Source organism: Epilithonimonas zeae (genome assembly GCF_900141765.1).
Classification (GTDB): Bacteria; Bacteroidota; Bacteroidia; order Flavobacteriales; family Weeksellaceae; genus Epilithonimonas; species Epilithonimonas zeae.
The window spans coordinates 147773-161522 of sequence record NZ_FSRK01000001.1; the positions used below are offsets into that span (position 1 = coordinate 147773).

The 13750-nt window shown below is 33.7% G+C and carries 7 protein-coding genes; 4 read left to right on the forward strand and 3 right to left on the reverse strand.

Annotated features, from left to right (window positions below; genetic code table 11):
* Positions 1–188: 188 nt before the first annotated feature.
* Both BUR19_RS00675 and BUR19_RS00680 read right to left on the reverse strand, forming a co-directional pair.
* A complete protein-coding gene (locus BUR19_RS00675; RefSeq protein WP_074233015.1) occupies positions 189–3338 on the reverse strand; it encodes a UvrD-helicase domain-containing protein in 3150 nt (1049 codons plus the stop codon).
* 213 nt (positions 3339–3551) lie between these two features.
* A complete protein-coding gene (locus BUR19_RS00680; RefSeq protein ID WP_074233016.1) occupies positions 3552–4145 on the reverse strand; it encodes a ribonuclease HII in 594 nt (197 codons plus the stop codon).
* A 131-nt stretch (positions 4146–4276) separates the two neighbouring features.
* Between BUR19_RS00680 and BUR19_RS00685 the strand changes: the two genes are divergently transcribed.
* From BUR19_RS00685 to BUR19_RS00695, 3 genes are all read left to right on the forward strand, one after another.
* Complete coding sequence (locus tag BUR19_RS00685) at positions 4277–7243, forward strand: SusC/RagA family TonB-linked outer membrane protein (RefSeq protein ID WP_074233017.1); 2967 nt, start codon at positions 4277–4279, stop codon at positions 7241–7243.
* Positions 7244–7475: 232 nt separating this feature from the next.
* Complete coding sequence (locus BUR19_RS00690; protein ID WP_175565852.1) at positions 7476–8948, forward strand: SusD/RagB family nutrient-binding outer membrane lipoprotein; 1473 nt, start codon at positions 7476–7478, stop codon at positions 8946–8948.
* 159 nt (positions 8949–9107) lie between these two features.
* Positions 9108–11603, forward strand: coding sequence for a T9SS type B sorting domain-containing protein (locus BUR19_RS00695; RefSeq protein WP_074233018.1), 2496 nt, complete (start codon positions 9108–9110; stop codon positions 11601–11603).
* A 53-nt stretch (positions 11604–11656) separates the two neighbouring features.
* On the opposite strand, the gene ffh is transcribed toward BUR19_RS00695, so the two are convergent.
* On the reverse strand, positions 11657–13021 hold the full coding sequence (ffh, locus tag BUR19_RS00700) for a signal recognition particle protein (RefSeq protein WP_074233019.1): 1365 nt from the start codon (positions 13019–13021) through the stop codon (positions 11657–11659).
* Between the two features lie 387 nt (positions 13022–13408).
* On the opposite strand from ffh, the gene BUR19_RS00705 reads away from it, so the two are divergent.
* Complete coding sequence (locus BUR19_RS00705) at positions 13409–13663, forward strand: AtpZ/AtpI family protein (protein ID WP_074233020.1); 255 nt, start codon at positions 13409–13411, stop codon at positions 13661–13663.
* Positions 13664–13750: the final 87 nt, after the last annotated feature.

Sequence of the window (13750 nt, forward strand, 5' to 3'; positions counted from 1 at the left end):
CGCAGAGCGACGACCTGTTAATAGCAAAAAGCAAATAAAATAATCAAACTCTTTTAAGAATTCCCAGGAAGCTTCCTGCACCCCTGCAACAAGCCTTCAGTACTTCCCGAAAGTCTCCCGCACTCCTGCAACAAGCTTTCGGGAAAGACTAGATGAGCTTCGCAGCCTTGTAAGGTTTTTCTGACAGGTTAGATGTAAATCACATCCGTTTTCACAACTTTTTTTCCAAATTGTTCCAGCTTATTTTGATAAAGATCAACCTGCTTTTGGTCTTTGTCTTTTTCCTCGCCGGTCTTGAAATCCACAATGATAAAGCCGTTTTCCGTTTCTACCAATCGGTCAGGACGATAAGTTTTTGATTGCTCATTTTCTGTTGCAAACATTTCTCTTTCATTGATGATTTTCAGATGGTCTTCAAAATAAGCAGAATAATTCACATCATTAATTACATTTTCAATTCTTTCCAAAATTGATTTCTTTTCTTCGTTGGTAATAATGCCTTCCAGAAGGTAAGCGTTTAGAACTTTAGAAACATCTTTCTTGGTTTTGATTTTGGATAAAATTTCGTGGGTGAAAATTCCCATTCGCACATGTTCTACACGATTTTGATAATTTTTGGAAGTCGTAGCAATTTCGATATTCGAGGCTTTTTCGGTATTCTGAGAAATTGAATTGATGTTTTCCGAGAGATATTCTTTCTTCGCTTTTCTTTTTTGTTTTGTTAAATCAGCAACGTGGAAAATATCAAATGAATCTAATTTTTCCCCATTTTCTGTCGGCTGAAACTCTGTCACGAAATCAAATAATTCCAAATAATTGGAAGATTTACTAGGTTTTTCCAGATAGAGGAATAGCTGTTCCACAGGTCGTGTAGTTGCAACATATTGGATGCAAAAACGGTCAATTTTATTTCGGTAAGAATTTTCAGAATTGAATTGAGCCAAATCTTCATCATAAGTTTCCAACTCCGAAGAAAACTGAGTCAGAATCACGGTTTTCAATTCATCTTCACTATTGAGGTCATACCATTCGGAGAATTTTTTGTCGCTGTTTTCGTTTCGCATCGGGATGAAAACAACAGGAAACTCAAGACCTTTAGCTTTATGAATGGTCATAATCTGAACCGCATCGATATTCTCACTCGCCTGAATGCTGATTTTCGAAGCCTCATCATCCCAAAATTTCAGGAATTCTTTCAGCGTTGCACCCGCATTTTGAGTGTAATTGAATAACATCTCAAGGAAGTTAAGAAGAAAATCAGTTTCCTTATTCTCGACAGCAAATTCCTGAATATAATATTCGATGAAATTATAAAGATTCAGTTGTGGGATGTCGTTTTGAACTAATTTGACTTGGTAATGAGCATCAATATAATTTTCGATATCTTTCTTGGATTCGAGACTTAAAATGGTCTTAATTTCAGAAGTGAAATCATTCATTTTTACTCTTCCAGAGACATTCAAAAAGTACATCATCTTTACCAAAAACTGTTTGTTTTTCGGATTGATTTCCCATTTCAGGAATTCAACTAAAGCTTTAATCGTAAAAGATAAATCAAGTGTCAATCCTTTCTCAGAAATTGTTTTGATGTAAGTTTCTTTGTTGTTATAATTGACTTTTAGATTGCTTAATAACTGGGAATAATTGAAAATATCACTGTTTCCACGACAAAGAATCGTAATATCAGAAAATGTAAATCCATTGTCCAAACATTCCTGAATGTCGTTGCGCATTTTTTCTGCCGATTGTTCGTAGAAAACAGATTTAACCGAATTTTCCAAAAGATGAACTTTTACCCGGCCTTCCATATTAGATTTTGCCTCTTGAACGGCATTTTCGCCAAAGATTTTTTGATGCTCATTATTCAAAGCCTGAGACATAAAATCATACAATCGATTATTAAAATCGACGATGTTTTTCGCGCTTCGCCAATTGAATTTTAAGTGTTCGGCTGTTGCAAATTTAGGAGTGATTTCGGTTTGATTGATTATATTCAGCATCAGTTCACTTTCGCCACCGCGGAATCGGTAGATACTTTGTTTCGGATCGCCGACAATCGTAAAACTAGTATTGTCCGAAGTAATGCTGTTGTCACGAAGTGGCAAAAAATTCTGCCATTGCATCGACGATGTATCTTGAAACTCATCAAAAAAGTAATGTTGAAACTGAGTTCCTACTTTCTCATAAATGAATGCAGAAGGCTCATTCCGAAGGTTTTCATTAATTATAATATTGAATTTCGAAAGTAAAACCAAATCGTTTTCTTCCTCAATTTCCATCAGTTTTTTCTGGATATCGGCATTCACTTTCAGGGGTAAAATCGCTTCCAGAATTTTCTCTTTTTTCTGAGAATCAATATAAATATTGATAATATCTTTTCTCCAGGAAATCAATTGTGGCAAAATCTCCGAAATATCTGATTCTTTAATTTTTCCTTTTGCAGAAGCACCTTTCAGATAATTCGTTAAAGCAGAATCTTCATTGCTAGGGAAAGGAAATCCATCTCTTTTTTTGTTATAAAAATCCTGAATTTTTTGGAAAAATCCACCCAAACCATTTTTTCCCTGAGCAAAATCTTCAATATCTATTCCTCGGGTTTTTATTAATTCTAAAGCTTGTGTCGCCAATTGTGAGGATTGGATTTTGTTATCACTGATTTTTTTTCTCAGCTCATTTTTCTTGTTTTCGTAGGCTTGCCATTCAAAATCTTTGTTGTCCTGCAACGGTTTGTAATGGATGTCATTCACGAATTTCTTTGCCGAGTTGTAAAGCGTTTGATTCAGATTAACACGTTCATTATTATCAAGATTATAATTGATGAAATCCATAAATGCTTCGGAAACGGCTTGTTCCTCGCCAATCTCGTCCAACATTTTGTCAACCGCTTCTATTAAATAAGGTTCGGGCTGAATTTCTAAATTAAAGTTCTGAGCCAATCCCAATTCATAGGAAAAACTCTTGACCAATCGTGAATTGAACTTGTCAATCGTTCCGATATTAAGTGTAGAGTAGTGGTGCAGAATATAATCCAGAACTTTTTGGGAACGCAATCGTAAATCAGCCAAAGTGATTCTGTAACCTTGATGTTCTAATGCTTCCTGGATGTTTTTAAGATCTTGATTTTCGGAATAATTATCTTTCACAAATTCGCCAAGATAGAAAAGGATCCTTTCCTTCATTTCGTTGGCAGCTTTGTTGGTAAACGTTAATGCAATAATAGTTCTGATTGCATCCGATTGATTGGGAAATCTTAGACAAATCATCAACAACCTCTGAACGAGCGTGTAAGTTTTACCTGAACCAGCAGATGCGTTGATAACAGAATATGAGTTTTGCATAATAACGAAGATAAGAAACTAAGATAAAAGAATCGATATAAAACAGGTCAGAATCTGAATAATTTTCATTTGTGTTTGTTCGTTCTTTGTATATCCTATGTTCGTCCTTAGTTCGTCCAAAGACTAATTGATTATTTTAAATGATTTGTGTGGTTTTTAATTTAAAATATTACTAATTTTTATGTTTTAAATAAAAAATATTTATTTTTAATTTCAGATTTCTACATCATAATCCAATCGGAAAGACTTTCTGTGGTGAATATTTGGACCAAATTTCTTCAAAGCTTTTTGATGTGTTTTTGTACAGTACCCAAAATTGGTGTTCCAGCCATAGTTAGGAAATTCATCGTGAAGTTTGATCATCAGATTATCACGGTAATTTTTTGCAAGAATTGAAGCTGCGGCAATCGAGAGATACTTGCTATCACCTTTTATAATACAATGATGCGGGATATAATTATAAGGATGGAATTTGTTGCCGTCAACCAAAATCAATTCTGGCCTGGTTTTCAATTGGTCGAGCGCTCTGTGCATTGCGTGAAGGCTGGCATTCAATATATTATGTTCATCTATAAATTCAGGAGACAATTCTGCAATAGCAAAATCAACCGCATTTTCTCTAATATAAAGGTCAAGATTCTGTCTGGTTTTGAAATTTAACGTTTTAGAATCGTTAACCAAATTTTGCTTAAAATTTTTATTGACTATTACAGCGGCAGCAACTACAGGTCCTGCAAGACATCCTCTTCCGACTTCATCACATCCGGCTTCAATAAATGATTCTGAAAAATTTTGTATTAATAGCATAATAAAAAATATTACTGCAAAGTTATGTAATAGTGCGGCTTGATTGAATACTATTAACAAATTTTTAAGAATTTATGTTGGATATATTAATAAAGTTTTGCATTTTTGTTTATTGAAAAATTTGATTTGATATGAAAAAATTAACAACAAGTGTGTTGGCAGTAGTTCTTTCGTCGTCTTTTGCAGTAGTTTCTGCACAAACGGTAAAAGATACTGCTAAGACAACACAGATCGAGGAGGTTGTAATAACTGGAGCTCTGGGTATCAAGAAGACAGCTGATGCTACAACAAGTGCACAACAAATAGTTGGTACAAAGGAATTGAATCAAGCTGCAGCGCCTAGTGCTATACAATCATTAACAGGTAAAGTATCCGGACTAAAAATTACTAATACAAATAGTTCGGTTAACCCTGATTATAATATTGTTTTGAGAGGTGCAAAGTCTGTAACTGGAAATAATCAAGCACTAATAGTTATTGATAATTCAATTTCGACAGCGGCGATTTTAGGAGCAATACCTCCTGAAGCTATTGAAAGTGTAAACATTATTAAGGGTTTACAAGGGTCTGCTCTTTATGGATCGCAGGGTGTGAATGGTGTAATTATTGTAACAACCAAAAAAGGAACTAAATCCGAAAAAATTACATTTAATTTAACTTCTGCCGTAGAAATAAGTCAGGTATTCAAACTTCCTAAAGTACAAACTCGATATGGTAAAGGAGTACAAGATGAAAGCTATAGTGATGAAGATTATGGTGGAACAAACTATGTGCCATGGGAAAATACATCTTGGGGACCAGCTTATAATGGTAGCTTAGGTGGACAAATGGTTCCGACAGGTCTTCCTCAAGCAGATGGAAATTATATCTATGGTAAATATGCACCAGTAAAAGATCATTTTTCGAAATTCTTTCAAAATGGTGTTAATTTTCAAAATGGTTTGAGCATAAATGTTGGTGGTCCTGATTCTTATGCGTTTCTGTCGATGAATAGATTAGATAATGAATTTGTGGTTGCGAATGATAAACTTAAACAAAATAATTTCTTATTCAAAGGAGGTAAAAAATTTAATAAACTAAGAATTGATGGGCAATTTAACTATATCAGTAGAACTGTAAACCAAACAAATGGAGGTTTGTACGATGATATTTTGCAAATGCCAACAACAAATGATATAAGAGTCTATAGAAATTCGGGGATTCCGGGTTATCTTACAGCCTATGCTACCAATCCATATTGGACGATGCAACATGAAAGATTGAATTCAACAATGGAATATTTGAATGGTATCGTATCACTACAGTATGATTTTAATAAAAACATAAATTTAAGCTATACAGGAAATCTTAGTCTATCTAAAACTGAACAAGAAAATCATAATGATGGATTTAAGGATGTGGTAACTTATGCTGATGCAAATGTTCCTCTACCTAATGGTGTTGCTTCTTATTTTTATAATAGAAATTACACAGATAGAAGATATTATGGCGATTTGATGTTGAATTTTAATTATGATTTGACCGATGACTTGAATCTAAAAGTAAATTTAGGTAATAATATCCAAGATAGAGCATATAATGCAAGATCTGTAGGTGGGTCAGGATTAATAATTCCAGGATGGTATAGTGTAAATAACATTAGCTCACTTGCACTTCCTACTGATACTGGTACAAAAGAAGATGGTGGTACTATGGAGAACTATAATAGAAGAGTTAAAACCTATGCATTTTTTGGAAATTTAGATCTGGCATATAAAGATTATTTATTCTTGAATGCTACATATAGATACGAACAAAGTTCATTGTTTACAACAAATATAGGTGGAAACTTTAATAATAAAGCGTATCCATACTATTCTGCTGGTTTATCATTCATTCCTACTAAGGCTTTTGATTTTGGTGGTGATGTATTAACTTACATGAAAATTGCACCTAGTTATTCCAGAGTGGGTAATGCAAATTTAAATCCATATCAAATAAATCCTACGGGAAATGTGGCTGCAGGATATCCTTTTAATGTTCCTTCTTACATTTTAAATACTTCTGTTACAAATCCAAACTTAAAACCAGAGTATTTTAATAGTATTGAATTAAATGCAATGTTTGGATTTTTTAACGATCGTATTACTTTGGAAGGATCTGTTTATCAATCAAAAACTAAAGATTTAATTATTGCATCAGCTCCATCAAATTCTAGTGGTTTATCATCTTATGTAGATAATATTGGAAACTCTAAAACTAAAGGTTTTGATATTGATTTGGGACTTACACCTATTAAAACTCAAAATTTCACTTGGAATTTACATGCATATTTTTCTAAATCAGAAACTATATTAGAGTCTTTGCGTAGTGGTGCGTCTCAAGTTTCTTTACTTACATATTCATCACCTTCTATTGGTGTAGCGGCTGTAGTAGGACAGAACCTTTATTCTTTTGTTGGCTCAACATACCAAAAAGATCCTAATGGTAATATCATTGTAGGTGCAAATGGTGTACCTATTATTAATTCTGCTCTTTCAGTTTTAGGAAATGTGAATCCAGATTATACAATGGGACTTACTACCTCTTTTAAATATAAAGGATTGTCTCTTTCTGCAGTTATGGATTACAGAAAAGGAGGACAGTTTGTTTCATTTACCAAAGGTTTGTTAGCATTTACAGGTGGTCTTGAACAAACTGCAAATCAAGATAGAGAAAATGGATATGTTGTGCCAAATTCAGTACAATTAATAAATGGACAATATGTCGCTAATACTACTGCTGCATATTCGGCTGATTATTCTGGAGCTGTAACTTATTGGACAGGTAATAATTTTAGAAGAACAGGTGAAAATCTTATTGTAGATGCAACTTTTTTCAAAGTAAGAGAGATTGCTTTAAGCTATGATTTGCCAAAGTCTCTTTTAGCATCTACATTTGTAAATGGGGTTACATTTAGCCTATATGCAAGAAATCCAATCGCAATATATGCAAAAAGTAATAGAAACTTTGCTGATCCAGAAACTTCAAATTATACCGGAAATTTATCTGGAATTGCTGACACTTCACAATATCCAACTACTAGAGTATTCGGATTTAAATTAAATGCAACTTTCTAAATTAAAAAAAATGAAAAATAAAATAATATTAATGGCATTATCGGCTACTTTGCTTAGTAGCATATCGTGTAATGATTTTTTAGATACTAATATAGACCCAGATAGAGCAGATGCGAATTTGCTCACTCCAAACTATATTTTTCCAGGAGCTGTAACAGGTGGATCAGTTTTTAGCGCGACTGCTGGAAGTTATGTACAAGCTAGAGTTTTAAACGCCTTTGCAAGCTTACAAATGAATAGTTTAGCGGGGAATTCATATTCATTCGGAACGCCATTTGTAGATGACTATACTCCCAATATTACTTCTGGTTATAATTCAGCGATTTGGGATGCTATGTTTAGACAAATTACGAATTTTCAAACAATTATTGATTATAACGATCCAAATGGTCAATATAAACAATTTAAAGCGATGTCAATGATTATGAAAGCTTATCATGTACAGATTCTTACAGATTTATATGGTGATATGCCCTACACAGAAGCTTTCAAAAGAGAATTAAATCTTTCGCCTAAATATGATAAAGGAGAAGATATATATAAAGCATCCATCGCAGATTTGGAAAGTGCGGTTCAATTAATTAATTCTGGTACTGGTGCTAATCCTGGTAGCGCAGATGTTGTCTTTGGAGGGACTATGCCAAGTTGGATTGCTTTTGCTAATACTATTAAGTTGAGATATCTTATAAGAATGTCTAACGTAACAGGCGAAATGGCTACTTACAGAGATCAAAAATTAGCTACCTTGGCTGGTGCAACATTTTCTGCTAGTAATGTGACCATGAATCCAGGATATTCTTCTACAAGCGATTCTAAGCAAAATCCATGGACTAATTATTGGGTTGTTCTTAGTTCAGGTGCAAGACCAGTATCAGGTAACCAAAGCTATACTTTGTATACGGCTTCTGAACATATTGCTTTGGCTTTGAATGGTAATAAAAGATATATTCCTACATCTGCAACGACTAGTGTTGAATATAATGATCCTAGAGATGTTTATCAAAAATTCAATGGGATAAAAGATGGTAGATCAGGAAGATTATTTACGTTGATTACTCCAGCCGGTCGTGATGCTACAGAAGCAACTGTAGAAGGTGTGAGACAAGGGGCTACGCCTGGTCAAGCAGGGGCTGAAGCAGGTAGAACAGGAAATACTGTATCTAGATTTGGTTTAGGATTAATTGTAGGTAATAATACTACAATTACATCAACTGCTCCTGCTGATATTGTTGCAGCTGCATCAGCAAAACCAGTTGTTTTGTTATCAAAAGCGGAGACAGAATTTTTATTAGCTGAAGCTGCACTTAGATATCCAGCTGTTTTCGGGAATGATAAAGGACATTTTGAAGCTGGGATTACAGCTTCATACTCTTATCTTGGAGCAACGGGGGCAGCAGCTTATATTACTAGTATAAATGCAGTTCCAAAATTAGGTTGGACAGGTTCTAATGATAATAAACTTGAAGCTATTATGACTCAGAAATGGATTGCCTTAACTGGTATTAATCCGGAACAATCATTCTTTGATTATACTAGAACCGGGTATCCTATTACTCCTATGGCAACTATTGCTACAGGAACGGTGAAGCCAAATAGATTGATTTATCCTACGTCAGAATATGCATCAAATGCTAATAATGTTCCAAACATGACGGCGACTGATGTATTTACAAAAAATCAATTTACCCCATTCTGGGCTAGATAGAATAACAATATTATTTTCGTCAAAGAGCTGTCTATTTTGGACAGCTCTTTTTGTATATAGATTTATTAGATTTTTTTAAATAAATGACTTTCAATCTTATCTTTTTGTACTTTTATAAAAAAACTATTAATCTTCTTCTGATATTATCAAAATTGCTCTATGAAAAAACTTTTTCTATTTTTTCTTTTTCTCCTTTTTCAAAATAATATAAAAGCTCAGTTAGATTTGGAACATTGGTTTCCTTCTGTTTTTAGTTCTGGTGCTAATGTCAAAAGTGCTGTTGTATCACTTTCTACAGATAAAACAATACCTTTTAACGTTTATATTTATAATGGCAATAATCTCGTAGGTAATGTAAAGATTGATAAATATAATCCAATAGAATATGATCTGGTAGTTGCAAATATTATACAATCTGTATATACTTCTTTTATAGGAGATACTATGATTCCTCTTGACAGAGGTTTACATCTTGTGGGTGAGAATAGTTTTTATGCAAATCTTAAATACGTTGGTGCGAATACAGAGATAATATCATCAAAAGGGAAAAGCGCCTTAGGGAAATCATTCTTCGTGGTTAATGATCAAAATCTTTTGAATGGTAGTTTTAATCCAAATCCAATGAATTATCAAGCGAGTATCACTGCGTATTACGATAATACAAAAATAAAAATATCAGGTTACAAAAATGGTTTAAAATTTACCAATGGATCTACAAATAATGAAATTAATATTACTTTAAATAAAAATCAATCTTACATAGTTGCAGCTTTAAAAAAAGATAATACAACCGGGGCACTTAATGATTACTTTGATCCTCATCTTATCGGTGCAACTATAGTATCTGATAAACCTATTGTTGTTAATAATGGAAATCTTTTAAGTCAAGATGCAGCTTTAGATGGTGGAAGTGTTAATATAGATCAAAGTATGCCGGTTGATAAATTGGGAAAAGAATATTTGGTTGTCAATGGTATGGCTGCAGGTAAATACTTTACAGAAAAAGCAATAATTGTGGCCACAGAGGATGGGACGCAGATTTTCTTTAATAATGAAAATACCCCACTTTTTACATTAAATAAAGGAGAACATTATATAGGACCATATCAAGCGGATAAAAAATTCATTGAAGGTTCTGAGTCTTCTTTTATAAATGAAGAGGGTAGAGAAATTACTACTTCTGCTATGTTTATCAGAGCTACAAAACCTATCTATTGTTATCAACTTTTAGCAACATTTTATGATAAGCCTATTGACCCTCGAAATTATGTATATAAAGTAGATAAGACTAGTGCTATGCTTTTTTCTTATCCTTTAGATAAAGAATATCAAATAAAGAATGTTACAATTCCCTTTATCGACGATATCGGAGGACAGGAAATGCGAAGCAAACTTTCCATCAAAACTGAAAAAAATGCGAACATTAAGATAAATGGAGTTCAGTTAACTGGAGGAACAGATATTTTAGGGAAACCCAATTGGATATATCATACCATCCAGAACTCTAAAGGAAATGTAGTGATAGAATCGGACAAAAGTTTAAATGTAGATTTTGTTGGTGGTACAACGACTGCATATTCTAGTTCTTATTCTGGTTATGCAGGAAGTGTAGTAAGTTACAGTAATGACCCTTTCATTACAATGAATGGAAATTGTATAGAAGAAGGATTACTTCTAAAACTCAATAATACAGATTTTGATAAAATACAATGGCAAAAAGATGGAGTAGATATCGTTGGGGCAAATCAAGCTACTTATATTCCGACCGAGCCAGGACTATATACTTGTGTTTTAACTTATTCTAATGTAACTTATACAACTAATAGTTTTAATATTACTCACTGCCCTTATACAGTTGTAGATAAAGATTTTGGAAAAATATGTGATGACATAGCATTCACTCCAAAATTTTCTACACCTAATGAATCCGAAAAGATTTCTAAGTTAGAAATTTTGACAGAACCAATGTATGGAAAAGTTATCAAAGATAATTTAAATTTAAAGTATATTCCAAACGTGGATTTTACCGGAGATGATAGGTTTGTCTATAGAATTTGTACAGAAACTATGGGACTATGTGAAACTATAAAGGCTAGTGTATTTGTTAATGAAAGACCTGTTGCAGAAATAAAACCTGAGTTATATCCTATTTCTGAATCCAATGGTAAAGGAAAATATGACCTCACAGAAACTATTATTGACAAAGGTAAGAATGATTATAAATTTTATGAAGATAGTGATTTGACAAAATTTATTGATAAGCCTGAAGCGTATGAAACAGCGCTTTTGACCGCATACGTTAAAATTACATCACCAACAGATTGTTTTATCAAAAAAGAAATCAAGCTTTTGACATTACAGGAAAATATAGAGCTTCCAAACTTCTTTTCTCCCAATGGTGATGGTATTAATGATTTTTGGGATTATTCTAAGCTAAAAGACTATTCTGAACTGGAAATATCTATCTATAATAAAATAGGCAGTAAGGTATTTGAACATTCTATCTCAAATACAGATTTTAAATGGAACGGAAAAGATTACAGCGGAAAACCTTTATCTTCCAATACTTATTGGAGTTTATTAAAATGGAAAAATGCAAGGACAGGTGTTCCAATATCAAAACAAATGTGGATATTGCTAAAATCAATAGATTAAAAAATAAAAATACGATTCAACTGAATCGCATTTTTTATCTAAATTTTCATATTCTACTTTCCAAACAAACCACCACCCATTCCAGGCATATTCGGCATTTTGCTCATCATCTGCATCATTTGTTTACCTTGAGGACCTTGCATCATTTTCATCATTTTCCCCATTTGGTCAAACTGTTTCATTAGTGCATTCACATCTTCCAATTTTCTTCCTGCACCTTTAGCAATTCTTTGTTTTCTTGAAACATTGATGATAGAAGGTCTTCTTCTCTCTTCTGGTGTCATCGAGTGGATAATAGCTTCAATATGTTTGAAAGCATCATCATTGATATCGACATCTTTGATCGCTTTTCCAACACCCGGAATCATCCCCATCAAATCCTTCATATTACCCATTTTCTTGATTTGGTTGATTTGCTTCAAGAAGTCATCAAAGCCAAATTCATTCTTAGCAATTTTCTTATGAAGTTTTTTAGCTTCCTCTTCGTCAAATTGTTCCTGAGCTCTTTCTACCAAGGAAACAACATCTCCCATTCCAAGGATTCTGTCCGCCATCCTTTCCGGATAGAAAAGGTCGAGCGCCTCCATTTTTTCGCCGGTAGAGATAAATTTGATAGGCTTTTCTACAACAGAACGGATTGTCAAAGCAGCTCCACCTCTCGTATCACCATCCAATTTAGTAAGAACAACCCCGTCAAAATTCAAAGTGTCATTAAAGGCTTTCGCCGTATTCACAGCATCCTGTCCTGTCATCGAATCTACAACGAAAAGCGTTTCAGTTGGTTTGATCGTTTGATGAACTGACTTGATTTCATTCATCATTTGCTCATCAATCGCCAAACGGCCAGCTGTATCCACGATAATCGTGTCAAAGCCTTTAGACTTGGCATAATTAATCGCATTCTCAGCAATCGCTACAGGATTTTTATTGTCGATTTCCGTATAAACTTCAATATTGATTTGTCCTCCCAGAACTTTCAACTGGTCGATCGCCGCAGGTCTGTAAACGTCACAAGCTACCAAAAGTGGTTTTTTGCTTCTTTTTTGTTTCAGATAGTTGGCTAATTTTCCTGAGAAAGTCGTTTTACCAGAACCTTGAAGACCGGCAATCAAAATCACAGTAGGTTTTCCGGAAAGGTTGATCCCCTCTTGTGAACCACCCATCAGATCCACCAATTCGTCATGAACAATTTTCGTCATCAATTGTCCCGGCGTTAGCGATGTCAAAACGTTTTCACCAATCGCTTTATCCTGAACTCTTTTTGTGAGGTCTTTGGCAACTTTATAATTTACATCGGCATCCACCAATGCTCTTCGGATTTCCTTTACCGTTTCTGCAACGTTGATTTCCGTGATTTTTCCACGTCCGGAAATATTATGAAGCGCTTTATCTAGCTTGTCTTGTAAACTGTTAAACATAACTTTAATAAGATATTTAAGGTTGCAAAAATAAGAAAATTTAAACGAAAGTTACAGAATCATACTCTAGAATTATCAATCATCACTTATCAGTCATCGTTTATTTTATTTGGGCAGCTTAATCCGCCTTCCGCTCCCAATCTTTTTTGCAGAAAGATTTCAGATTCAATAGAAGTTGAGTAAGCGCAAAAAAGGATTTCCGCTCAAGTCGGGCTGCAGATTCTACGTATAATTAATGATCAGATTTCTTACTGGGCGAATCGCCTTTGTTAAACTTAAAAACAAAGAATCTCATAAAAAATCTTTGTGGACTTTGCGTTTAACATCCACATAAAATTGTAAATCATTCAAGTTGTTTAGAATGTTTACTTTTGCAAAAATCAAAAATTGGAAGACAAAAAAAATAACGCCTCCGATTCCCTTAGAAAATATGGAAAGTATTCGTCTGTTGTTTTTCAGATGCTTTTTATTATTGGGATTTCTTTTTGGGGCGGACATCAGTTGGATTTGTATTTTGAAACCGGTTCCAATGTTTTGGTTTTGGTGATTGGTCTCAGCGGACTTTGCCTTTCACTATACACAACCTTGAAGAGACTCGAAATTTTAAATAAAGAAGAACAGGACAATGCAAAACAAAAGTAACCTAATTATCAGTGTGATATTTTTTCTCACATTTATTATACATTTCGCAATTTGGAAATTTGCATTTCATCTGGATGAAGTCACGAT